We start from the raw sequence: 23,433 nt of genomic DNA on the forward strand, positions 1-23,433 counted from the left end.
ACACCCGCCGATTCTAGCTAGTCCGAGCGCAGGCCGCCGCGGCCAAAGGTGGCCAGGGGGAGACCGCGCTCGATCTCGCCGCGGCTGTTGACGGTGAGCTTGCCGGTAGCCCCGTGGAGGACCAGGGGGCCGCCGGGGGCGAGCTCGCCGTAGCGCAGGGCCAGCTGCTGCGCGTCGGCTCCGAGGGCCTGCAGCCGGCTGAGACCCGCGCCGCGGAGCCCGGCGTCGGCAATGGCCGCGCGCAGGTCAGCCCGTTCGCCGAGAAACCAGGGCAGCTCCACCAGCTGCAGGCCGCTGAGATCCCGGTCACCGCTGGTGACCTCTGCACTGTTTGCGGCGGAGGTCGCATAGGCGGGCAGGTCGCCGGCGTAGTGGTAAGCGATCAGCGGCTTCAGTGACTTCGCGGTCTCCGTTGCCGGAGCGAGCATGAACACCACGTCCAGGTCCTGCCGGCGCCGTCCCGCAAGCACCGTAGCGCGATCGAGGAGCCGGCGCACCGCAGCCCCCCGGGCGGCGCTCTGATCCAGCTGCAGCGCGCGCTCGATGGCGTCCGAATGGCTTTCGCGGCTGGCGAAGGAGGCGCTTGCGGCGATGGTGCCGCCGCCGGCGGTGAAGGCCTCGCCGAGAGCCGCTGCGACTTTGTCGCCCCACTGGCCCGCCGGGCGCAGGAGCAGGGCCCGGCGGTGGCCGGCGCCAAGGGCGCGGCGGGCGATTTCCCGGGCCTCGTCCTCGGGGGCGAGAGCAAACTGCAGTCCCGCTTCAGAGGTGAGCTCGCTGCCGTGGTTCAGGGCGAGCACCGGCACGGGCAGCTGTGGCTGCGCGAGTACCTCAGCGACGGCGGTTTTGGTCAGGGGGCCGACCACCAGCTCCGCGCCCTCGGCCACGGCAGCCTCGTAGGCGGCCGCTGCGCCGGGGAAGCGTGTCGTATCGATGATCGACAGCGCCGGGCGTTCACTGCCTTCGGCAAAATGGGCCGCCAGAAAGCCGTTACGTACCGCCGAAGCGGCGGCCGCCAGGCGTCCGCTCAGGGGCAGGAGCAGGGCAATATGACGCGGGGGCGCGGCAGTGGCTGCCGGCAGGGGTATGGCCGCCGCCGGGTGATCGGGGTACCGACGCTGCCAGTCTGCCTCCGCGCGTTCGCCGCGGGTGACCTCCAGGCGCGCCAGCCAGCCGCGGAAGGAAGGCGAGGCGTTTCGGGCGGCGGCGGCCAGGGCCTCATCATCGAGGAAGTGAAGGTCCCGCCAGAGCGCGCGGGCGAGCGCGCTGTGGGCCGGATCCTCAGTCGGGTACAGGGTGAGGGCGCGGTCGGCCAGCCGCGCGCTCGCCAGGTGATCGCGATTGAGCAGCGCCTGGCGCCGCTCCAGGGCAAGGCGCTGCCGGCGCAGGTCCCGCGAAGCCGTTGGCCAGGCCGCGGCGCCGAGGGCCTCCTCCAGGCCCTCAAGATCACCCCGCAGGTACGCCGTGCGGGCGGCGATCAGGGCCGTCCAGGCCTCGAATTCCGCATCCGGCGGGGCCCCGTCCGCAGCCTTCGGCAGGGCGAGCTGCGCGCTCAGCCAGTCGCCCCGGTCGAGGGCCGCCATGGCCGGTGCAAACAGGTCCGCCAGGGGGCTTTTATCGCTGCCGGGCAGCGGGGTGAGGCCGCGATCCGCGCCGGACTCCGGGGTCGGCGCCGGCTGCGGGGTGCGTGAGGTGGGCTGGGTGCCGCAGGCAGCAAGGGCCAGGCAGGTGGCAAGGGCCAGCCATCGGGCTGCAGGGCGTATGTCGGCCGTCATGCTATGCTTCGCTCCGCCGGCGGTGGCCGGGCCCGGCGCCGCGCGCGCCGGCGCCGCGGGACCCCGCGTAAACCCGTCATTATAAGGGACAAAGCGGCACATGGAATCGGGCCTCTACATCGTCGCCACCCCCATCGGCAACCTCGGTGACCTCAGCCCCCGGGCCCTTGCGGTCCTCGACGGCGCCGATCTGGTCGCGGCCGAAGATACCCGCCACACCCGCCGCCTGTTCACGCACCACGGCATCGACAGCCGCCTCACGGCCTATCACGAACACAGTGACGCCGCGGCTGCAGACCGCCTCTGCGACCGCATTGCCGCGGGCGAGGCGGTGGCCCTCGTTTCTGATGCGGGGACGCCTCTGGTGTCCGATCCGGGCTATCGCCTGGTGCGCCTGGCCCAGGATCGCGGCCTGCCGGTGGTGCCGGTCCCCGGTCCCTGCGCCGCGATCACCGCCCTCAGTGCCGCGGGCCTGCCGAGCGATCGTTTCCGCTTTGAGGGCTTCCTGCCGGCGAAGGCCGGGCCCCGGGCAGCACGGCTCGCTGCGCTGGAGTCGGAGACGGCGACGCTGGTTTTCTACGAGGCGCCGCACCGGGTGCTCGCGACGCTGGAGGCGCTCCTTGAGGCTTTCGGCGCCGAGCGCGAGGCGGTGCTTGCCCGGGAGCTCAGCAAGGCCTTCGAGACTGTCCGCCGGGCACCGCTCGGGACACTCCGGGATTTCGTCGCCGGTGATGCGGATCAGCGCCGGGGCGAGATTGTGCTCCTGGTCGCCGGCTGTGCCGAGGTTGAGGCCGAGATCGACACGGCCCTCGGCGAGCTCGCCCGCGAACTCGCCCGCGAGCTGCCGGCGAAGCGGGTGGCGCAGCTGTTGTCGGCCTATAGCGGTGTGCGCAAGAATCGTCTTTACAGTTGGCTTTTGGCGCAGGAGGACTGATCAGTGCTTGCGCGGCCCGGGGGCGAGGCGTAGGCTTGCCGCCGAGTCGGTCGGGCGATCGCTGCCCGGATGCCAGTGATGGCAACCGGGGAGAGGAAAGTCCGGGCTCCACAGGGCAGGGTGCCAGGTAACGCCTGGGGGGCGCGAGCCTACGGAAAGTGCAACAGAAAGGATACCGCCGCGCACTTCGTGTACGCGGTAAGGGTGAAAAGGTGCGGTAAGAGCGCACCGCGCGGCTGGCAACAGGCGCGGCGATGGTAAACCCCACCTGGAGCAAGACCAAATAGGAATCCGCACGCTGCGGCCCGCAGTGGATTCGGGTAGGTCGCTAAAGACAGGCGGCGACGCCTGTCATAGATGAATGATCGTCCTCGACAGAACCCGGCTTACAGACCGACTCTTTTTTCCCGCTTTCCCGCTTTCCCGCTTTCTCCTTACCCTGGCCGAAGGTACTGGCGTGAAGGTGCCTGCGTGAAGGTACTCGCGTAGTGACGGGGCGAGGGCGGCAGTCTTCTTTCAGTCGCTCCCCGTTACACGCTTTGTGAAAGAAGACTCCCGCCCTCGCCCCTTGCGTGTCGTGTGCATCTGCCGCCGGCGTACCTCTTTGCTTCTTGATGCGCTCGTTGCAGGCGTAATTCTGCCCCACGGTGTGGCGGTGTGGCGGTGTGGCGGTGTGGCGGTGCGGTGGGGCTTCGGGCTGTGCGGTAGGGCCGGCGGTGGGAGAGTGCCCCCACAAAGCGTGTATCGGGGAGCGACTGGGGGCACTCTCCCGCCGCCGGCCCGGAAATCCGCGACAAACCGGGCCGCCGCGGCCCATGACTAGCAGCCAGCATCGTAACCTGCGGCCACATAGACTTTGTTGCGCTAACAAACCCCGCAGTTAAGCGAAAACCGCCTCAAAGTTAAAGTAGATACTCAGGAACGTCAGTTAGCGGACTGTTTTTACGTTTTATTTCTCTATCTCACCACCCGGGAAAAGCCACCCTCCACCGCCGGTGTCGCCGCTAATTTACTGAAATTCAAGCAGTTTTCAGAGCGCATGTGCCTTGACAGGGCGATTTGGCGACACCTATAGTGTCGAGAAGTGGTGATAAGTGGGTAATGTTGGTGTTTTGTGGGAAAAACGCCGGCGTGGTGGGAGATTGCAGTGTTTCGAGGGGTGCAGCACATCAGCATGGACGCGAAGGGGCGGCTCGCCGTCCCTGCGCGCCAGCGCGAGTCGCTGCACGACAGCTGCGAAGGCCGTGTCGTTGTCACCATCGATACCCAGGCCACATGCCTTGTCATCTATCCGCTACCCGAGTGGGAGCGCTTCGAGCGTGAAGTACAGGCCCTGCCGGCCATGAAACCCGCCATTCGCCGCTTCCAGCGCCTCACCCTTGGCTACGCCAGTGATCTCGAGCTCGATGCCAACGGCCGCATGCTGCTGCCCCAGTCCCTGCGCGAGTACGCGCAGATGGACAAAAAGCTGGTCGTCGTCGGCCAGGGCAACAAGCTCGAACTCTGGGCCGAAGACCTGTGGCTGGCAGAGCGCGACAAGGCACTGCTGGAATCCGGCGCTGACGGCGAGCTGCCGGAAGAACTCATGTCCCTGACGCTCTAGTGGGCCATCCTGCACAGAGGGGAGCGGCAATGCACGAAACAGTCCTGTTGCGGGAAGCGGTGGAGGCATTGGTGACCGCGCACGACGGCGTCTACGTGGACGGCACTTTCGGTCGCGGCGGACACAGCCGGGCGATCCTTGAGCACCTCGGTCCGGAAGGCCAGCTGCTTGCGGTAGACAAAGACCCGGCTGCCGCGGCCGCGGCCGCCGACCTCGCAGCGGTTGACCGCCGCTTCAGTTTTTTTCAGGGCTCCTTCGCAGCGCTGCCGGGGGTCCTCTCCACCCGCGGCGCCGAGGGCGTTGATGGCATCCTCCTGGACCTCGGCGTGTCGAGCCCGCAGCTCGACGAGCCCGGCCGTGGCTTCAGCTTCCGCGAAGACGGCCCCCTGGACATGCGCATGGACACGACCCGCGGCGCCACTGCCGCCGAGTGGCTCGCTGACGCAGCGGAGGCCGAGATCGCCCGGGTCTTAAAAGAGCTGGGCGAGGAACGCTTCGCCCGCCGTATTGCCGGGGCCATCGTCCGCGCCCGCAGCGAGGCGCCGATCGAAACCACCGGCCGCCTGGCGCAGATCGTCAGCGACGCCAACCCGCGCTGGGAAAAGCACAAGCATCCGGCCACGCGCTCCTTCCAGGCCATCCGTATCTGGATCAACGGCGAGCTCGAGGACCTGCGCGTCCTCCTCGACAGTGCCCTCGGCCTGCTCCGGGTGGGCGGGCGGCTGGTGATCATCAGCTTCCACTCCCTCGAAGACCGCATGGTCAAGCGCTTCATGCGCGACCTCGCCCGCGGCGAAACGCTGCCCCGGGGCGTGCCGATTCGCGACAGCGAGCAGCCGCGCCCGCTGCACATCGTCGGCAAGGCATTGCGGGCGAGCGAGGCGGAGGTTGCCGACAACCCCCGGGCGCGCAGCGCCATCATGCGGACTGCGGAGCGCCTCGCCTGATGGCCGCAACGCGTCGACAGGCCAGCCTGCCAGCGTCCGCTAAGGCTGCGCCCCCCCGTGGCTGGCGCCTTGCGCTTGCGCTGCTGGTCCTTGCTCTGGGCAGCAGCTTCAGCGTGGTGTATGCCACCCACGAGTGCCGCCAGCTCTATGCCCGGCTGCAGGACCTTGAGGCCACGCGCTGGTATCTGGATGAGGAGTACAGCCGTCTGCTGCTCGAGCAGAGCACCTGGGCCTCGCCGCACCGGGTCGAACAGGTCGCCGAGCGCGACATGGCCATGGCGCCGCCCACCCTCGAACAGCTGCGGGTGCTGAAACGATGAGCCGCGTGCCCGCTTCCGCCGTCACCCCCTGGCGCCTGTATCTTCTCTTCGGCGTACTGCTGGCGATGTTCGCCGCGCTCCTGGGCCGGGTCATCTACCTGCAGGTGCTCGAAGTTGACGGCGGTCGCGCCTTCCTGCAGAGCCAGGGCGCCGCGCGCGCCGTGCGCACGGCGGAGATACCGGCCTACCGCGGCCTGATCACCGACCGCCGCGGCGAGCCGCTGGCAGTGAGTACACCGGTTATCTCCCTCTATGCCAACCCGAAGATACTGGCCACCGTCGAGGACCTTGGTCCCCTCGCCGCGGCGCTGGATATGCCGCAGCAAGAGCTCGAGGATCGCCTCGAACGTTACGCCGGCAAGGGCTTCATGTACCTGCGCCGGCAGGAAGTGCCCGCGGAGGCGCGACGCATCCTGGCCCTGCGTTTTCCGGGGGTGCGCGGCGCGCGGGAGTACCGGCGCTTCTACCCGGCCGGGGAAGTCGCCGGCCAGCTGGTGGGCTTTACCAACACCGACGGCAAAGGCATCGCCGGCCTCGAGATGGCCTACGACGACTGGCTGCGCGGCGCCCCTGGCAAGAAGCAGTACATCAAGGACATGAAGGGTGAGGCGATCCGCGACATCGGCGTCATCGAGGAGGCGCGGCCCGGACGCAGCCTGCAGCTGTCCATCGACCTGCGCCTGCAGTACCTGCAGCACGCCGAGCTGCAGCGCGCCATTGCCCTCACCGGTGCCCGGGCCGGCTCCATCGTCACCCTCGACGCCCATTCGGGGGAGGTGCTGGCCATGGTCAATCACCCGATCTACAACCCGAACAATCGCGAAGAGCTGGTGCCCGGCGGCACCCGCAACCGCGCCATGACCGATGTCTTCGAGCCCGGCTCCACCATGAAGCCGCTGACCCTTGTGGCGGCCCTCGAGAGCGGCCGCTACGCGGTCGATTCGATCATCGATACCTCCCCCGGCCGCATCCGCGTGGGCCGCAAGGTGTTCCCGGATCCGCGCAACTACGGCGAGCTGACCCTGGCGCGGGTCATCGCCAAATCGAGCCAGGTCGGCATCACCAAGCTCGCCCTGGAACTGGGCCGGGAGCCGATCTGGGACGTGTTCCAGCGCTTCGGTCTGGGCCAGCCGCCGGGAACGGGTTTCCCCGGGGAAAGTGCGGGCCTGCTGCCGAACCGGCCGCGCTGGCGGCAGATCGAGGAAGTGACCCTGGCCTTCGGTTACGGCCTCACCGCGTCGCCGCTGCAGCTCGCCCGGGCCTACAGCGTTTTTGCGAGCGGCGGCATCCTGCCGCAGCTCTCGCTGCTGCGCCGGGATCCCGGTGAGCTCGTCGGCGAACGGGTGCTCGAGCCAGGCATTGCCCTGGAGGTCCGGGAGGTGCTGCACGGCGTTACCGGGAAGGATGGCACCGGGCACCTCGCCCGCGTCGACGGTTACGCCGTCGGTGGCAAGACCGGCACGGTGCACAAGGTCGGCGCCAGCGGCTATCTCGATAGCCAGTATGTGGCCCTCTTCGCCGGCCTGGCGCCAGTGGAAGACCCGCGCTTTGTCACCGTCGTCATTCTCGACCGGCCGCAGGGTGACCGCTACGGCGGTGGCGCCGCGGCGGCGCCGGTCTTCGCCCGGGTGGCCCGCGGTGCCCTGCGGCTGCTGAACGTGCCGCCGGGGAGCGTGCTGGCTCCCGAAGAGGCCCTGGCAATGGCCGGGGGTGGCGAATGACCGCCGCACTGCAGCGCGCAAAGACCCTCGCCGAACTGCTGCCCTGGCCGGACGCACCGCCGGTTACGGTCACCGGGGTCAGCTGCGACAGCCGGACGGTACGCCCTGGCGACCTGTTCCTGGCCTGCCGCGGGCGTGAACATGATGGGCGCACCTTTATCCCGGCGGCAGTGCGCGCCGGCGCCGCCGCGGTGGTGGCCGATGCGGGCGTTGCCGCGGCGCATCGCCCGGCCGCAGTGCCGCTGCTGGAAGTGGACGATCTCGCCGCGGCGCTCGGCGGCATCGCCAGCCGTTTCTTCGACGACCCGAGCAGCGAGCTTGCGGTGGTTGGCGTTACCGGCACCAATGGCAAGACCACCGTGAGTCAGCTGGTCGGCCAGCTGCTGCGCGCCCTCGATCGTCCCTGCGGCGTTATCGGTACCCTCGGCGCATCCCTGGGCGACGCCCCCGGCCCTGCAAGCCTTACCACGCCCGATGCGGTCACGCTGCAGGCACAGCTGGCGGCCTGGCGGGATCAGGGCGTAGGCCATGCGGCCCTGGAGGTCTCCTCCCACGCCCTTGATCAGGGGCGGGTGAACGGTCTCACGGTGACCACAGCGATTTTTACCAACCTGTCCCGGGACCACCTGGACTACCACGGCAGCATGCGCGCCTACGGCGAGGCCAAGCTCCGGCTGTTCCGGCATCCGGGTCTGCGTCATGCGGTTATCAACCTCGATGACCCCTTTGGTGCCCGGGTGCGCGGCGCGCTGGCCGCCCACTGCGCGGCTCTTACGGTGAGCACGCGGCCCGGTCGCGGCGCGGCGGTGACCGTTGCCGCTCCGCAGCGGGATCAGGCGGGCGTCGGCGGCACGCTGGTCACGCCCTGGGGCAGCGGTCCTTTCCGCGCGCCGCTCGTCGGTGACTACAACCTGGCCAATGTCGTCGCGGCGGCGGCCGCGGCACTCAGCCTCGGCGTCGCGCTGGAGCCGGTCCTCGAGGCCCTGGGCCGGCTTCGGCCTGCGCCCGGTCGCCTCGAGGCAGTGCCCAACGATCGCGGCCTGCAGGTGGTGGTGGACTATGCCCACACGCCCGATGCCCTCGAGAAGGTGCTGATGACGCTGCGGGAGCAGACCGATGGGCGCCTGCTGCTGGTCTTCGGCTGCGGCGGCGACCGCGACCCGGGCAAGCGCGCGCCCATGGGCGCCGTTGCCTGCGCCTTTGCCGACGAGGTCTTCGTCACCAGCGACAACCCGCGCAGCGAGGCGCCGCAGGCCATCCTCGACGACATCGCGGCCAGCTGCAGCGGTACCTTCCACCTCGAGGTCGACCGGGCCGCGGCGATCACTGCAGCCGTTGCGGCCGCCCGCGCCGGCGACTGTGTGCTGATCGCCGGCAAGGGCCACGAGGACTACCAGGTCATCGGCGGTGAGCGGCTGCCGTTCTCTGATGTTGCCTGCGCCCGCCAGGCCCTGGGGGTGATGCCATGATGCGCCCGTTCACCCTCGCTGAGCTCGCTGCGTTGACCGGCGGCCGCCTTTGCGGCACCGATGCAACGGTTACCGGCGCCGCCATCGACAGCCGCGCGGTCGTCCCCGGCGATCTCTTCGCCGCGCTGGCGGGGAGCCGCGTTGACGGCCACGCTTTTCTTGCCAGGGCCCGGGAGGCCGGTGCCGCCGCCGCCCTCGTCAGCGGCCCGGTGGATGACCCGCTGCCGCAGCTGCTGGTGGACGACGTGCCCCGGGCCCTGGGGCAGTTCGCCCGCGCCAACCGGGAGCTGTATACGGCGCCCCTGGTGGGCATTACCGGCAGCTGCGGCAAGACCACGGTCAAGGGCATGCTCGCAGCGGTACTCGGCGGGCACGGCCCGACCCTCGCCACGGAAGGCAACCTCAACAACGAGCTCGGCGTGCCGCTGTCGCTGCTGCGCCTGGCGCCGGAGCACGCCTTTGCGGTGATCGAGCTGGGCGCCCGCGGCATCGGCCATATCGCCTACCTCTGTGAGCTGGCGCGGCCGACGGTGAGCGTGCTCCTGAACGCCATGGAGGCGCACCTCGAGTTCTTCGGCAGCGTCGACGGCGTGGCGAGGGGCAAGGGCGAGATCTTCGATGGCCTGCCAGCCGATGGCTTCGCGGTCGTCAACGCCGATCAGTCCTACCGGGGTGAGTGGACCGCGCGGGCTGCGCGAACCGGCGCCACGGTGCTGACCTTCGGCCTGGTGGACGATGCCGACTGCCGCGCCAGCGCTGTTGCCCTGCGCGGCGACGCCGGCAGCGCCTTCACCCTGCACACACCCGCCGGGGAGGCCGCCGTGGAGTTGGCCGTGCCCGGCGGTCACAACGTTGCCAACGCCCTCGCGGCGGCAGCGGTGGCCCACGCCTGCGGCCTCGCGCCGGCGGCGATCTCGACAGGACTTTCCCTGGCCGGCGCCGTGGACGGGCGCCTCGTGCGCCATAGCGGTCGCGGCGGGGTCACGGTGATCGACGACTGCTACAACGCCAGCCCCGGTTCCGTCCGGGCCGCCATTGATCTGCTCGCCAGCTGCGCCGGGCCCACGGTGCTCGCCCTCGGCGCCATGCTCGAGCTGGGCGAGGCCTCCGACGGTTACCACGCCGAAATGGGGCGGCGCGCCCGGGAGCGCGGCATCGACGTGTTTGTCGGTGTGGGTGACGCCGTGCGGCCGGCCCTGGAGGCCTTCGGCCCCGGCGGCCACTGGTACGCGACCCGGGAGCAGGCGGCAGCGGCCGCCGACGACTGGGCCGGCACCGCGGCGACGGTGCTGGTCAAGGGTTCCCGGAGCGCCGGGATGGAACTGGTGCTGCAGGCCCTCCTGCCGGAAACCTCGGAGGCCGCATGCTCCTGATCCTCACCGACTACCTGAGCCGCTTCGAGGCCTTTTTCACGGTGTTCCAGTACCTGACGCTGCGCGGCATCCTCGCCGCCGGTACGGCGCTGGCGATTTCCCTGCTGGTCGGGCCGACGATGATCCGGCGCCTGAACCAGTACCAGATCGGCCAGGCAGTGCGCAGCGACGGGCCCGAGACTCACCTTGGGAAGTCGGGCACGCCAACCATGGGCGGCGCCCTGATCCTGGTCGCCATTGCCATCAGCACGCTGCTCTGGGCGGACCTCGGCAACGCCTACGTCTGGGTCGCCCTGCTGGTCACTGCGGCCTTCGGCACCGTGGGCTGGGTAGACGATTACCGCAAGGTGGTGGAGCGCGACTCCCGCGGCCTGCCGGCGCGCTGGAAGTACCTCTGGCAGTCTGTCGCCGGCCTCGCCGCCGCCATCTACCTGTACACGGCCTTTGACACGCCGGTGACGACGCAGCTCTATGTGCCCTTCCTCAAGGATGTGGTGCTGCAGCTCGGGCCGTTTTTCCTGGTACTGACCTACTTCGTGATCGTCGGCGCCTCCAACGCTGTGAACCTGACCGATGGCCTCGACGGTCTGGCGATCCTGCCGACGGTGCTCGTGGGCACGGCCCTCGGGCTCATCGCCTACCTCACCGGGCACGTGGACTTTGCCGAATACCTGCACATTCCCTATGTCGCCGGCAGCGGCGAGCTGGCGGTGTTCTGCGGCGCCATCGCCGGCTCCGGGCTCGGCTTCCTGTGGTTCAACACCTATCCGGCGCAGGTGTTTATGGGCGATGTGGGCGCCCTGGCCCTCGGCGCGGCCCTCGGTGTGGTGGCGGTGGTCACCCGCCACGAGATCGTGTTTTTCATCATGGGGGGCATCTTCGTGCTGGAGACCGTGTCGGTGATTCTGCAGGTGGCCTCCTACAAGCTCACCGGCAAGCGCCTGTTCCGCATGGCACCGATTCACCATCACTACGAGCTGAAGGGCTGGCCGGAGCCACGGGTGATCGTCCGCTTCTGGATCATCACGGTGATGCTGGTGCTCTTCGGCCTCGCCACCTTGAAGCTGCGCTGAGGGGGAGGGCATGACCAGCGATCTCATAGCCAGCAGCAACCGCTACCGCGCCGTGGTAGGCCTCGGCGCCAGTGGCCTGTCCGTGGCGCGTTATCTCCATCGTCGCGGTGAGCCCTTTGTCGTCCTCGACACGCGACCGGAGCCGCCGGGGCTGGCGACACTGCGGGCCGAGATGCCTGAGGTCAGCCTTTTTACCGGCGAGCTGCCCCAGGGCGTGCTCGACGGCGCCAGTGAGCTCGTGGTGAGCCCCGGCCTTGCCCCTGACCTTGAGCCCCTGGCGCAGGCCGTCGCCAGCGGCGTACCGCTCTGCGGCGACATCGATCTCTTTGTGAAGGCAGCGTCGGCCCCCGTGGTCGGCATCACGGGCACCAACGCCAAGTCGACGGTGACGGCGCTGGTCGGTGCCATGGCCCGGGCCGCCGGGCGCCGCGTGGGCGTCGGTGGCAACCTCGGCACCCCGGCGCTGGATCTCCTGGACGACGACACGGAGCTCTATGTCCTCGAGCTCTCCAGCTTCCAGCTGGAGCGCAGCCATTCCCTCGACCTGGCCGTGGCCACGGTGCTCAACCTCACCCCGGACCACCTGGACCGCCACGGCAGCATGCCGCGCTACCACCAGGCCAAGCACCGGATCTTCCACGGCTGCCGGCACGCGGTGATCCATGGCGACGACCCGCTGACGATCCCGCCGTTGCGCTCGGATCTCGCCCTCACCAGCTGGCGCCTGCGCGAGCCGGAGCTGCATGGCTTCGGCCTCCGCCGGGAGGGCCGCGAGGAATTTCTGGCCCACGGCTTCGACAACCTGCTGCCCCTGGCGGCTCTGCCCATACCCGGGCGCCACAACGCTGCCAACGCGCTCGCGGCTCTGGCCCTTGGCCACGCCGCCGGGCTGCCCCGGGAGGCGATGGTCGAAGCCCTCATGGCGTTCCGCGGCCTGCGGCACCGCTGCGAAGTGGTGGCCGAGGGGAACGGCGTGCGCTGGATCAACGACTCCAAGGCTACCAACGTATCGGCCACCGCCGCAGCCCTGAAGGGCCTTGGGGGCGGCGACGCGGACGGCGCAGAGGGCCGCGGCGGGCGGCTGCTGCTTATCGCCGGCGGACGCGGCAAGGGCGATGACTTCCGCGGCCTGCAGCGGCCGGTGGCGGCACACTGCCGGGCCGTGTTTGCCATCGGCGAGACCCGCGATGCGCTGGCCGCAGCGCTGGCGGACAGCACGCCGGTGACCCGCTGCGACGACCTCGCCGCCGCCGTCAGCGCCGCGGCGGACGAGGCAGAGCCCGGCGATACGGTGCTGCTGTCTCCGGCCTGCGCCAGCTTTGACCAGTTTCCGAACTATGAGGCCCGGGGCGATGCCTTTGCGGCGCTCGCTCGGGGCCTTGCCGGTATTGAAGCCGGAGGTGCGCCTTGAACCGCGCCGACCTCTACCTCCGCGCGGACCCCGTGCTCGCCGGCCTGGGCCTGGCCCTTGTGCTGATCGGTCTGGTTGCCATCACCTCGGCCTCCATCGGCTATGCCGAGGCGCAATTCAACAACCCGTGGCACCACGCCGAGCGCCACGGCAGCTACATCGTCGCCGCCCTGGCCCTCGCGCTGGTCGTGTACGCGGTGCCCACGGGTTTCTGGTACGACAGTGCCTGGCTCTGGTTGCTGCTCTGCCTGGCGCTGCTGGCCCTGGTGCTGGTGCCCGGCATTGGCAGATCCGTCAACGGCAGCCAGCGCTGGCTGCCCCTGGGCCCGCTGACGCTGCAGCCCTCGGAGCTGGTCAAGGGGGCGAGCGTGCTGTTCCTGGCCGGCTACCTGGTGCGCCAGCAGGCCGCCGTGCGCAGCACCTGGCAGGGCTTTTTGCGGCCCATGCTTGTGCTCGGGGTCATCGCGCTGCTGCTGCTCTTCGAGCCGGACTTCGGCGCCACGGTGATTGTCATGGGCACAGCCTTCGGCATGCTGTTCCTCGCCGGCATGAAGCTGCTGCACTTTTTCATCGTCATCGGCCTGTCGCTCCTCGGCCTCGCCGCGCTGATCTTCTCGGCGCCCTATCGACTGCAGCGGCTGACCGCCTACACGGACCCCTGGGCGGATCCCTACGACACGGGCTTCCAGCTTATCCAGTCGCTGATTGCCTTTGGTCGCGGCGAGTGGCTTGGCGTGGGCCTCGGCAACAGCGTGCAGAAGCTGTTCTACCTGCCGGAGGCGCATACGGATTTCGTCTTCTCCATCTGGGCCGAAGAGACAGGCTTTGTCGGCGCCGCGCTGCTTATTGGCCTGGTGCTGGCGCTGATCCTGCGCATCGGCGCCGTGGGCCGGGCCGCGGCGCGGGCCGGCGAGGACTTCGCCGCCTATGTCTGCTTCGGTGTCGCGCTGATCTTCTCCGGTCAGGCTTTTATCAACATGGGGGCGAGTTCCGGGCTTCTGCCCACCAAGGGCCTGACCCTGCCCTTCATAAGCTATGGCGGCACGGCGCTGGTTACCAGCTGCTGTCTGCTCGCCATCGTGCTGCGCATTGAGCATGACCTGCGCGCGAACGCCGGAGGCAACCGATGAGCGCCGCCCCGCTGGTGATGATGCTTGCCGGTGGCACCGGCGGCCACGTTTACCCGGCTCTCGCGGTGGCCGAGGAGCTGCGCGAGCGCGGCTACCGGGTGGAGTGGATCGGTACGCGCCGCGGCCTCGAGGCGCGGGTGGTGCCGGCGGCAGGCATCGTACTGCACTGCCTGGCGGTGCGCGGCCTGCGCGGCAAGAGCCCCATCGATACTGTGCGCGGCGTGCTCGCCCTCGCCGTCGCCTGCGTGCAGGCCCTGCTGCTGCTGCTGCGCCGCTGGCCACGCTGCCTCGTGGGCATGGGTGGCTATGCCTCCGGGCCCGCCGCGGTGGTTGGCTGGCTGCTGCGCCGCCCCCTGGTGCTGCACGAACAGAATGCCGTGGCCGGCACCACGAACCGGCTGCTGGCGCCGCTGGCAAAGGTGCGGGTCTGTGGTTTCCCCGGGGCCTTTGTGAACCGTGGCGACTGCGCCGTGACCGGTAACCCGGTGCGGGCGGAGCTCGTGGCCCGGGCGGCGAGGGCGCCCTGGGACTACCGGGGCGACCGGCCCCTGCGTCTGCTGGTGCTCGGCGGCAGCCTCGGCGCCAGGGCCCTGAACGGGCTGTTCCCGGCAACGCTCGAGCACCTTGCCGCAGCCGGTGTGGCCGTAGAGCTCTGGCACCAGTGCGGTCCGGCCCACGAGCAGGTCATGGCGGACCGCTATGCGGCCCTTGGCGCGGCGGCACCGCGCTGCGCGCCCTATATCGAGGACATGGCCGGCGCCTACGGCTGGGCCGACCTGGTGCTCTGCCGCGCCGGCGCGCTGACGGTGGCCGAGCTTGCGGTGACCGGGCGCCCGGCGCTCCTGGTGCCGCTTCCCGGCGCCATCGACAACCACCAGTACCACAATGCGCGTTTCCTCGCGGAGCAGGGCGCGGCGCGTCTCTGTCCCCAGGACACCCTGAGCCCCGAGAGCGTTGCCGCCGCTATCGGCGAACTGGCCGGCGACCCGGCGCGCCTCGCGGCCATGGCGGCCGCCGCCCGCGGCTGTGGTCGTCCGGAGGCGGCCGCCGCCGTTGCAGACCGCTGCGAGGCCCTGCTGTGATTGCCGGCGGGGAAGCCTATGTGGTGCCGGAGATGCGCCGGGTGCGCCGGATTCACATGATCGGCGTGGGGGGGACTGGCATGTGCGGCATTGCCGAGGTGCTGGTAAACCTCGGTTATGCGGTCAGTGGCTCGGACCTGCGCGCCAGCACCGTCACCGATCACCTGCGGGCCGTCGGCGTGGCCATCTGCCTCGGCCACAGCGGCGAGCACATTGCCGGCGCCGACGTGGTCGTCACCTCCAGCGCCGTGCCGGCGGATAACCCGGAACTCGTCGCTGCCCGCGCCGCGCGCGTGCCCGTGGTGCCGCGGGCCGAGATGCTCGCCGAACTCATGCGCTATCGCCACGGCATCGCCGTGGCCGGCACCCACGGCAAGACCACCACCACGAGCCTGATCGCTGCGGTCTTCGCCGCGGCGGGCCTCGACCCGACCTTCGTCATCGGTGGCCGGGTGAACAGCACTGGCAGCAACGCCCAGCTCGGCGCCAGTCGCTTCCTCATTGCCGAGGCCGACGAGAGCGACGCCTCCTTTCTGCATCTGCAGCCCATGGTGACGGTGGTGACCAACATCGAGGCCGACCACATGGAAACCTACGGCGGCGACTTCGGCCGCCTCGAGGAGACCTTCGTCGGCTTTCTGCACAACCTGCCGTTTTACGGTCTCGCCGTGCTCTGCCTGGATGACCCGGTGCTGCGCGGGCTGCTGCCCCGGGTGGGCCGGCCGACGCTGACCTACGGCTTTGCCGAGGACGCGGACTACCGCATCACGGACTTCTGCGGCGACGGGCTGCGCACCCGCTTCACGGTGCAGCGGCCGGCACCCGCGGCGCCCCTTACCGTGGACCTGGCCATGCCCGGCCGGCACAACGTGCAGAACGCTACGGCGGCCATTGCCGTGGCCACGGACGAGGGCGTTGCCGACGAGGCCATCGTCGCGAGTCTGGCGCAGTTTGCCGGCGTCGGCCGGCGCTTCTCGCTCCTTGGGGAACTCGCTCTGGACGACGGCGCGGCGCTGCTGGTCGACGACTACGGCCACCATCCGACGGAGGTGCGTGCGACCCTCGCCTCCGTGCGCCAGGCCTGGCCCGGGCGGCGCCTGGTGATGATCTACCAGCCGCACCGCTACAGCCGCACCCGGGACCTGTACGAGGACTTCGTTGCCGTGCTGTCGGCGTGCGACGCGCTGCTGCTCCTCGAGGTTTATCCGGCGGGAGAGAGCCCGGTGCCCGGCGCCGACAGCCGCTCCCTGGCGCGGAGCATTCGCCAGCGCGGCCAGCTGGAGCCGGTGTACGTGAAGGAGGCGGCGTCGGTACCGGCGACGCTTGCGGCGCTGCTCAAGGACGGCGATGTGGTCGTTACCCAGGGCGCCGGGGACATCGCCGGCCTCGCGCGGCAGCTCGCGGCCGAAGGCCTGCCGGGGGTGAATCCATGAAGATCGAGACCATCCGCCACGGTCTGGTCGCGGTGCTCCTCGGCGGCGAGTCGGCGGAGCGCGAGGTGTCGCTGAAGAGCGGCGCCACTGTTGCGCAGGCCCTGGAAACCGCGGGTTTTCGCGTGCGCCGCATCGACACGGCGGGCCGGGACTGGCTCGAGCGCCTCGAAGACGTCGCCTTCGTCTTCAACGTGCTGCACGGCCCCGGCGGCGAGGACGGCACCGTGCAGGGCACCCTTGAGACCTTGCACCTGCCCTACAGCGGCAGCGGTGTGCTCGGCTCCGCCCTGGCCATGGACAAGCGCCGCAGCAAACAGCTGTGGTTGGGCCAGGGGCTGCCCACGGCGCCCTTTGAGGAGCTTGGCGAGGACAGTGATTGGGATGGTGTGATCGATCGTCTGGGCAGGGTTTTCGTGAAGCCGGTGGGCGAGGGTTCGAGCATCGGTATGGCGCCGGCGGCCACGCCGGCGGAACTGGCCGAGGCCTACCTCGGTGCCCGGGCCCACGGTAGCGGGGTGATCGCCGAGCGCTTTATCGACGGGCCGGAGTACACGGTGGCGATCCTCGGTGACGAGGCGCTGCCGAGCATCCGCCTGCAGGCGGCCCGGGGCTTTTACGATTACCACGCCAAGTACATCGCCGATGACACGAGCTACCACGTGCCGAGCGGTCTCGACGCCGGCGACGAGGCGGCCCTCGGTCAGCTTGCGCTGGCGGCTTTTGCCGGTCTGGACTGCCGTGGCTGGGGCCGCGTTGACGTCATGCGCGACCCGGTGCACGGCTTCCAGCTGCTTGAAGCCAACACGATCCCGGGCATGACCGATCACAGCCTGGTGCCCATGGCCGCGCAGGCGGCGGGACTCACCCTGGCGGAGCTGGTCACCGGGATTATCGTCGAAAGCCTGCGCGCCTGGGGGACACGCTGATGGCTGTCCGTCGCAAGGGCAAACCGGCAGCGAGCCGGCGCCAGGCGCCCGGCCTGCGGGCGCGGCTTCCCGGTCGCGCCGCAGTGGGCCGCTGGTTCAACGGTGCGCTGCTGCTCTGCGCCCTGGCTCTGGTGGCGGTGCTTGCGCAGCGTGCCTGGGACGGGCTCCTCGCCAGGCCCGTGGGCCGCATCGCCGTGGCCGGCAAGCTCGAGAACGTACAGCGGGACGAGGTGCGCTCGGTGGTGGCCGGCGTCCTCGATGGCGGCTTCGTCGGCGCCGACCTCGCCGCCCTGCGCGGCCATCTCGAGGCCCTGCCCTGGGTCTACGAGGCCGCCGTGCGCCGGCGCTGGCCCGACACGCTTGAGATCACCGTGCAGGAGCAGCTGCCGATCGCGCACTGGGGCGAAGAGGGCTTCCTCAATCACGAGGCCGAGGTGTTCCGCACCAGCGCCGCGTCGCGCTGGCAGGGTCTGCCGACCCTCGACGGCCCCCCGGGCAGCCAGGAGCGCCTCATGGACTACTACCAGCGCTTGCGCGACATGCTGGCGCCGGCGGACCTGAAGGTCACGGCGCTGCGCCAGGACGAGCGGGGCCAGCTCGAGGCTCGCCTGGCCGATGGCCTGCGCCTGCGTCTCGGCAGCGAGGAATTCCTGCTGCGGGTGCAGCGCTTCATCGACTTGTATCGCGACGATCTCCAGGCCCGTGGGCCGGTAGTCGCCAGCGTCGACCTGCGCTACGCGAGCGGAGCCGCAGTGACCTTCCACGAGCCGGCGCAGGTCGCCGTCGTGGATCCGGAACGTGGACAGTGAGAGGGCTGGCGAGGCCATGGTGGGCGGAAAAACAAGCGGAAAGGACAGGAACATGATCGTCGGACTGGACATCGGCACCTCCAAGGTCGTCGCCATCGTCGGCGAGGTGGATGCCTCGGGTCAGATCGAGATTGTCGGCATCGGCTCCCACCCGTCCAAGGGCATGAAAAAGGGCGTGGTGGTGAACATCGAGTCCACGGTGCAGTCGATCCAGCGCGCCGTGGAAGAGGCCGAGCTCATGGCCGGCTGCCAGATCCACTCGGTCTACGTGGGCATCGCCGGCAGCCACGTGCGCAGCCTGAACTCCCACGGCATTGTCGCCATCCGCGACCAGGAGGTGGCGCCGGCAGACGTGGAGCAGGTGCTCGATGCGGCGAAGGCGGTGGCCATTCCCGCGGACCAGAAGGTGCTGCACATCCTGCCGCAGGAATACGTGATCGATAACCAGGAGGGCATCCGCGAGCCCCTGGGCATGTCCGGGGTCCGCCTCGAGGCCAAGGTGCACCTGGTGACCTGCGCCGTGAACGCGGCGCAAAACGTCGAGAAATGCATTCGCCGCTGCGGCCTCGAGGTAGAAGAGGTGATCCTCGAACAGCTGGCCAGCAGCCACGCGGTGCTCACGGACGACGAGCGCGAGCTCGGCGTCTGCATCGTCGACATCGGCGGCGGCACCAGCGACATCGCGGTATTCACGGAAGGGGCGATCCGCCACACGGGGGTGATCCCCATCGCCGGGGACCAGGTGACCAACGACATTGCCATGGCCCTGCGCACGCCGTCGCAGTACGCCGAGGATATCAAGATCAAGTACGCCTGCGCGCTGACCCAGCTCGCCGGCGCGGACCAGACCATCAAGGTGCCGAGCGTCGGCGACCGGCCGCCCCGGGATCTGTCCCGGCAGTCCCTCGCCGAGGTGGTGGAGCCGCGCTACGACGAGCTGTTCACCCTGGTGCAGGGAGAGCTGCGGCGCAGCGGCTACGAGGACATGGTGCCCGCGGGCATCGTGTTCACCGGCGGAACCTCGAAGATGGAAGGCGTCGTCGAGCTCGCCGAGGAGATCTTCCACATGCCCGTGCGGGTCGGTTATCCGCAGGCGGTGCAGGGCATGGCGGACATCGTACGCAACCCCGTTTATGCCACCGCCTGCGGGCTGCTGCACTACGCGGCGCAGCACCCGGGCGAGGCGTCCCGGGGGTTGGCGGCCGGAGACGCCGGGCCGGGCTGGTGGGCCCGCCTGCGCCAGTGGCTGGGCAGTAATTTTTAGGAATTTTCAACGCCGCGCTTTGCGCGGTCTCTGTGCAAAGAAAGGGGAGTATGACCATGTTTGAACTGATCGATAACGTACCGCAGAACGCGGTAATCAAGGTGATCGGGGTCGGTGGTGGCGGCGGCAACGCCGTCAAGCACATGATCGAGAACAGCGTCGAGGGTGTGGACTTTATCTGTGCCAACACCGACTCGCAGGCCCTGTCGGACATCGATGCGCGCACGGTGCTGCAGCTCGGCGGTGACATCACCAAGGGCCTCGGCGCCGGCGCCAACCCGGACATCGGCCGGGCGGCGGCCATGGAAGACCGCGATCGCATCGCCGACGCGCTGCGCGGCTCCGACATGGTGTTCATCACCGCCGGCATGGGCGGCGGCACCGGCACCGGCGGCGCACCGGTGGTGGCCGAGGTCGCCCGGGAGCTGGGCATCCTCACGGTGGCGGTGGTCACCCGGCCCTTTCCCTTCGAAGGCAAGAAGCGCCTCGGTATCGCCCACAACGGCATTGCGGAACTGCAGCAGCATGTCGATTCGCTGATCACCATCCCCAACGAGAAGCTCCTCGACGTGCTCGGCAAGAACACGAGCCTGCTCGATGCCTTCAAGGAAGCCAACAATGTGCTCCTCGGCGCGGTGCAGGGCATTGCGGACCTGATCATCCGCCCCGGCATGATCAATGTCGACTTCGCCGACGTGCGCACGGTGATGTCCGAGATGGGCATGGCGATGATGGGCACGGGCAGCTCCCGTGGCGAGAACCGGGCCCGGGAGGCCGCCGAGCGCGCCATCAACAGCCCGCTGCTGGACGACATCGATCTGGAGGGCGCTCGCGGCATCCTGGTCAACATCACCGCCGGCCTTGACCTCTCCCTCGGCGAGTTCTCCGAAGTGGGCGATACCATTGAGGAGTTCGCCTCCGAGGAGGCCACGGTGGTGGTCGGCACGGTGATCGACCCGGAACTCACCGATGAGCTGCGGGTGACCGTGGTCGCCACGGGCCTCGGTGCCGAGACGGCGCGCACGCCGCTGCAGGTGGTCGAGTCGGCGCCGCGGCGCAGCGCCGCTGCGCAGCCGCAGGCATCGGAAGAAGCTCCGGCGGATCCGGCCACGCCGGACTACCGCGACTACGACACGCCCCCGGCCCGTCGTCGCGGTGCTACCGGCGGCGGCGCACCGGCAACGGCCGAGGCCGTGGGCGGGGAGTATTTCGACATCCCCACCTTCCTCCGCCGCCAGGCCGACTGACCCGCGAGGTCATCTCCCGGGCGCCGATTGCACAGCGGCGCCCGGGTCCCATCCTGCCCGTGACCTCCCCGCCACGGGCCCTGCGTCGCCCGGTCTTTTCCGGCCATCGCGATGGCAAACGCCGGGCTGATATGCGAAACTCCCGGGCTGTATTGCGGCACCCTCAGAGCCGCGCCCGGCCTGGGCCGGTGCCACCCGCGAGGGAGCACCCGCGCATCCCGATGACCTCGTCCCGGCGTCCCGCCGCGCGATGCACCAGGCGCAGGCGCAGCGCGCTGCCTACGCTACGGAACCAGCACAGACGATGATTAACAAGGCCCTGAAAAAAGTCTTCGGCACCCGCAATGAACGGGAGTTGAAACGCCTGCGCAAGATCGTGCGCAAGATCAATGCCCTCGAGGAGCCCCTGCAGGCCCTCGACGACGACACGCTGGCGGCCAAAAGTGACGAGTTCCGCGAGCGCCTCGGCGCCGGCGAGAGCCTCGACGCTGTGCTCCCGGACGCCTTTGCGGTCTGTCGGGAGGCGAGCCGCCGGGTGCTCGGCATGCGTCACTTCGATGTGCAGCTCATCGGTGGCATGGCTCTTCACGAGGGCAAGATCGCCGAGATGCGCACCGGTGAGGGCAAGACCCTCGTGGCCACACTGCCGGCCTACCTCAACGCGCTCTCCGGCAAGCCGGTGCACCTGGTCACCGTGAACGACTATCTCGCCGGCCGGGACGCCGGCTGGATGGGGCCGCTCTACGAGTTCCTCGGTCTGCAGGTGGGCGTGATCCGCGCCGGCCAGCTGCCGGAGCAGAAGCGCGCCGCCTACCGCTGCGACGTGATCTACGGCACCAACAACGAGTTCGGCTTCGATTATCTCCGCGACAACATGGCCTTCACCCTGGACGACAAGCTCCAGGGTGAGCTGGCCTTTGCCATCGTCGACGAAGTGGACTCGATCCTTATCGACGAGGCGCGCACGCCGCTGATCATCTCCGGCGCCTCGGAAGACAGCTCGGAGCTGTACAAGCGCATCAACACCCTGGTGCCGCGGCTGCGCGCGGCCACGGAGGAAGACGCCGGCCACTACAACGTCGACGAGAAGGCGCGCCAGGTCGAGCTCACGGAAGAGGGCCACGAGTTTGTCGAGGGGCTGCTCACCGAGGCCGGGCTCCTCGAGGAGGGCGACAGTCTCTACGCCGCAACCAACCTGCAGCTCCTGCACCACGTCCACTCTGGCCTGCGCGCCCACGTGCTCTACCACCGCGACGTGGAGTACATCGTGCAGGGCGGCCAGGTGGTGCTCATCGACGAGCACACCGGGCGCACCATGGCCGGCCGGCGCCTGTCCGAGGGCCTGCACCAGGCCATCGAGGCGAAAGAGGGCGTGTCTATCCAGGCCGAGAGCCAGACGCTCGCGTCCACCACCTTCCAGAACTACTTCCGCCTCTACGAGAAGCTGTCCGGCATGACCGGCACGGCGGACACGGAAGCCTTCGAGTTCCGCCAGATCTACGGCCTCGAGGTGCTGGTGATCCCCACCAACAAGCCGATGGTACGCAAGGACCTCAACGACCTGGTGTACCTCACCCGCGAGGAGAAGTTCGACGCCATCGTCGACGACGTGAAGGCCTGCATCGCCGAGGACGCGCCGGTCCTCGTCGGTACCGCGTCGGTCGAGAACTCCGAGGAGCTGTCGAAGCGCTTCCGCGAGGCGAAGATCGAGCACAAGGTGCTCAACGCCAAGTACCACGAGCAGGAGGCGGAGATTATCGCCCAGGCCGGCCGCCCCGGGGTGGTCACCATCGCCACCAACATGGCGGGCCGCGGCACCGATATTGTCCTTGGTGGCAACCTCGATTCGGAGCTCGCCGCTGCCGGCGACATCGACGAGGCGAAGCAGGAGGAACTGCGCGCGGCCTGGAAGGCGCGGCAGGCGCGGGTTTTGGAAGCCGGCGGTCTGCATATCCTCGGCACCGAGCGCCACGAGTCCCGGCGCATCGACAACCAGCTCCGGGGCCGGGCCGGCCGCCAGGGCGATCCGGGGGTCACGCGCTTCTACCTGTCCCTTGAAGACAACCTCATGCGCATCTTCGCCTCGGACCGGGTCAAGGGCTTTATGCAGGCACTGGGCATGGAGAAGGGCGAGGCCATCGAGCACCGCATGGTCACCAACGCCATCGAGAAGGCGCAGCGCAAGGTTGAGGGCCGCAACTTCGACATTCGCAAGCAGCTTCTCGAGTACGACGATGTCGCCAACGACCAGCGCCAGATCATCTACCAGCAGCGCAACGAGCTGCTGGATGAGGCCGACATCTACGACACGATCACGGCGATCCGCAAGGATGTGGTCAACGAGGCCATCGACAGCCACGTGCCGCCCATGAGCGTTGAGGAGCAGTGGGACATCCCCGGCCTCGAGCGCCAGCTGGAGGCCGAGTTCGCCATCGAGCTGCCGGTGCAGCAGTGGCTCGACGAGGACGATAAGCTCGAAGAGCAGGGCCTGCGCGAGCGCATTGTGGAGGCCGTCCAGGCCGCCTACGACGCCAAGAGCGAGCAGGTGGGCCCGGACATGCGCAAGATCGAGAAGCAGATCATGCTGCAGGTGCTCGACACGCTGTGGAAGGAACACCTGGCGACCATGGACCACCTGCGCCAGGGCATCCACCTGCGCGCCTATGCGCAGAAGAACCCGAAGCAGGAGTACAAGCGCGAGTCCTTTGCGCTGTTCGAGTCGTTGCTCTCCAGCCTCAAGTACGAGGTGGTGAAGTTCCTGTCCCACGTGCGCGTGCGCAGTGAGGACGAGTCGGAGCTTATCGAGCAGCGGCGCCGGGAGGCGGCAGAGCGCGAGAAGCTCGCCTTCCAGCACGCTGCCGCCTCGGCCCTGGCCGAGGAAACCGCTGCCCCCCCGGCCGGCGGTGCCGGCCCCGCCCA

Annotated in this window: 18 protein-coding genes and 1 other RNA gene; 18 read left to right on the forward strand and 1 reads right to left on the reverse strand. The window is 69.4% G+C overall.

Annotated features, from left to right (window positions below; translation table 11 throughout):
* Positions 1-17: 17 nt before the first annotated feature.
* Entirely contained in the window at positions 18-1,772 is a 1,755-nt protein-coding gene (locus tag HRUBRA_RS14675) for a penicillin-binding protein activator (RefSeq protein ID WP_052094492.1), read from the reverse strand.
* Between the two features lie 100 nt (positions 1,773-1,872).
* Here HRUBRA_RS14675 and rsmI point away from each other — a divergent pair, with 100 nt between their 5' ends.
* The 18 genes from rsmI to secA all read left to right on the forward strand — a co-directional run.
* Positions 1,873-2,706, forward strand: coding sequence for a 16S rRNA (cytidine(1402)-2'-O)-methyltransferase (gene rsmI, locus HRUBRA_RS07160; protein WP_035515881.1), 834 nt, complete (start codon positions 1,873-1,875; stop codon positions 2,704-2,706).
* A 42-nt stretch (positions 2,707-2,748) separates the two neighbouring features.
* An RNA gene (rnpB, locus tag HRUBRA_RS14680) (RNase P RNA component class A) lies at positions 2,749-3,111 on the forward strand.
* Positions 3,112-3,853: 742 nt separating this feature from the next.
* Positions 3,854-4,309 (forward strand): division/cell wall cluster transcriptional repressor MraZ, encoded by a 456-nt coding sequence (mraZ, locus tag HRUBRA_RS07165; RefSeq protein ID WP_035515883.1) that lies wholly within the window; start codon positions 3,854-3,856, stop codon positions 4,307-4,309.
* 29 nt (positions 4,310-4,338) lie between these two features.
* Positions 4,339-5,256 carry a 16S rRNA (cytosine(1402)-N(4))-methyltransferase RsmH gene (gene rsmH, locus HRUBRA_RS07170; protein WP_035515885.1) on the forward strand — a complete coding sequence of 306 codons (918 nt, stop codon included), beginning with the start codon at positions 4,339-4,341 and terminating at the stop codon, positions 5,254-5,256.
* On the forward strand, positions 5,256-5,576 hold the full coding sequence (ftsL, locus tag HRUBRA_RS07175; RefSeq protein ID WP_084592518.1) for a cell division protein FtsL: 321 nt from the start codon (positions 5,256-5,258) through the stop codon (positions 5,574-5,576). Before rsmH ends, ftsL begins: the two co-directional genes overlap by 1 nt.
* Positions 5,573-7,297, forward strand: a complete 1,725-nt coding sequence (locus tag HRUBRA_RS07180) for a peptidoglycan D,D-transpeptidase FtsI family protein (RefSeq protein ID WP_035515888.1) — start codon at positions 5,573-5,575, stop codon at positions 7,295-7,297. Before ftsL ends, HRUBRA_RS07180 begins: the two co-directional genes overlap by 4 nt.
* Positions 7,294-8,766 carry a UDP-N-acetylmuramoyl-L-alanyl-D-glutamate--2,6-diaminopimelate ligase gene (locus HRUBRA_RS07185; RefSeq protein WP_035515889.1) on the forward strand — a complete coding sequence of 491 codons (1,473 nt, stop codon included), beginning with the start codon at positions 7,294-7,296 and terminating at the stop codon, positions 8,764-8,766. Before HRUBRA_RS07180 ends, HRUBRA_RS07185 begins: the two co-directional genes overlap by 4 nt.
* A complete protein-coding gene (locus tag HRUBRA_RS07190; RefSeq protein WP_035515891.1) occupies positions 8,763-10,139 on the forward strand; it encodes a UDP-N-acetylmuramoyl-tripeptide--D-alanyl-D-alanine ligase in 1,377 nt (458 codons plus the stop codon). The genes HRUBRA_RS07185 and HRUBRA_RS07190 overlap by 4 nt, the downstream gene beginning before the upstream one ends.
* A complete protein-coding gene (gene mraY / locus HRUBRA_RS07195) occupies positions 10,130-11,212 on the forward strand; it encodes a phospho-N-acetylmuramoyl-pentapeptide-transferase (RefSeq protein WP_035515892.1) in 1,083 nt (360 codons plus the stop codon). Before HRUBRA_RS07190 ends, mraY begins: the two co-directional genes overlap by 10 nt.
* A gap of 10 nt (positions 11,213-11,222) precedes the next feature.
* Positions 11,223-12,623 (forward strand): UDP-N-acetylmuramoyl-L-alanine--D-glutamate ligase, encoded by a 1,401-nt coding sequence (gene murD, locus HRUBRA_RS07200; protein WP_035515893.1) that lies wholly within the window; start codon positions 11,223-11,225, stop codon positions 12,621-12,623.
* On the forward strand, positions 12,620-13,753 hold the full coding sequence (ftsW, locus tag HRUBRA_RS07205; protein ID WP_035515895.1) for a putative lipid II flippase FtsW: 1,134 nt from the start codon (positions 12,620-12,622) through the stop codon (positions 13,751-13,753). The genes murD and ftsW overlap by 4 nt, the downstream gene beginning before the upstream one ends.
* Positions 13,750-14,835 (forward strand): undecaprenyldiphospho-muramoylpentapeptide beta-N-acetylglucosaminyltransferase, encoded by a 1,086-nt coding sequence (gene murG, locus HRUBRA_RS07210; protein WP_035515896.1) that lies wholly within the window; start codon positions 13,750-13,752, stop codon positions 14,833-14,835. Before ftsW ends, murG begins: the two co-directional genes overlap by 4 nt.
* A gap of 32 nt (positions 14,836-14,867) precedes the next feature.
* Positions 14,868-16,268, forward strand: a complete 1,401-nt coding sequence (murC, locus tag HRUBRA_RS07215) for a UDP-N-acetylmuramate--L-alanine ligase (RefSeq protein ID WP_144244420.1) — start codon at positions 14,868-14,870, stop codon at positions 16,266-16,268.
* Entirely contained in the window at positions 16,265-17,194 is a 930-nt protein-coding gene (locus HRUBRA_RS07220; RefSeq protein WP_035515899.1) for a D-alanine--D-alanine ligase, read from the forward strand. The genes murC and HRUBRA_RS07220 overlap by 4 nt, the downstream gene beginning before the upstream one ends.
* Entirely contained in the window at positions 17,194-18,003 is an 810-nt protein-coding gene (locus tag HRUBRA_RS07225) for a cell division protein FtsQ/DivIB (protein ID WP_035515901.1), read from the forward strand. The genes HRUBRA_RS07220 and HRUBRA_RS07225 overlap by 1 nt, the downstream gene beginning before the upstream one ends.
* Before the next feature lie 52 nt (positions 18,004-18,055).
* Positions 18,056-19,267 (forward strand): cell division protein FtsA, encoded by a 1,212-nt coding sequence (ftsA, locus tag HRUBRA_RS07230; RefSeq protein WP_236629810.1) that lies wholly within the window; start codon positions 18,056-18,058, stop codon positions 19,265-19,267.
* A 56-nt stretch (positions 19,268-19,323) separates the two neighbouring features.
* Complete coding sequence (gene ftsZ / locus HRUBRA_RS07235) at positions 19,324-20,514, forward strand: cell division protein FtsZ (RefSeq protein WP_035515922.1); 1,191 nt, start codon at positions 19,324-19,326, stop codon at positions 20,512-20,514.
* Positions 20,515-20,818: 304 nt separating this feature from the next.
* On the forward strand, positions 20,819-23,433 hold a 2,615-nt coding region (secA, locus tag HRUBRA_RS07240; protein WP_035515923.1), incomplete at its 3' end, for a preprotein translocase subunit SecA.

Origin of the sequence: Pseudohaliea rubra DSM 19751, assembly GCF_000764025.1 — a bacterium.
Classification (GTDB): Bacteria; Pseudomonadota; Gammaproteobacteria; order Pseudomonadales; family Halieaceae; genus Pseudohaliea; species Pseudohaliea rubra.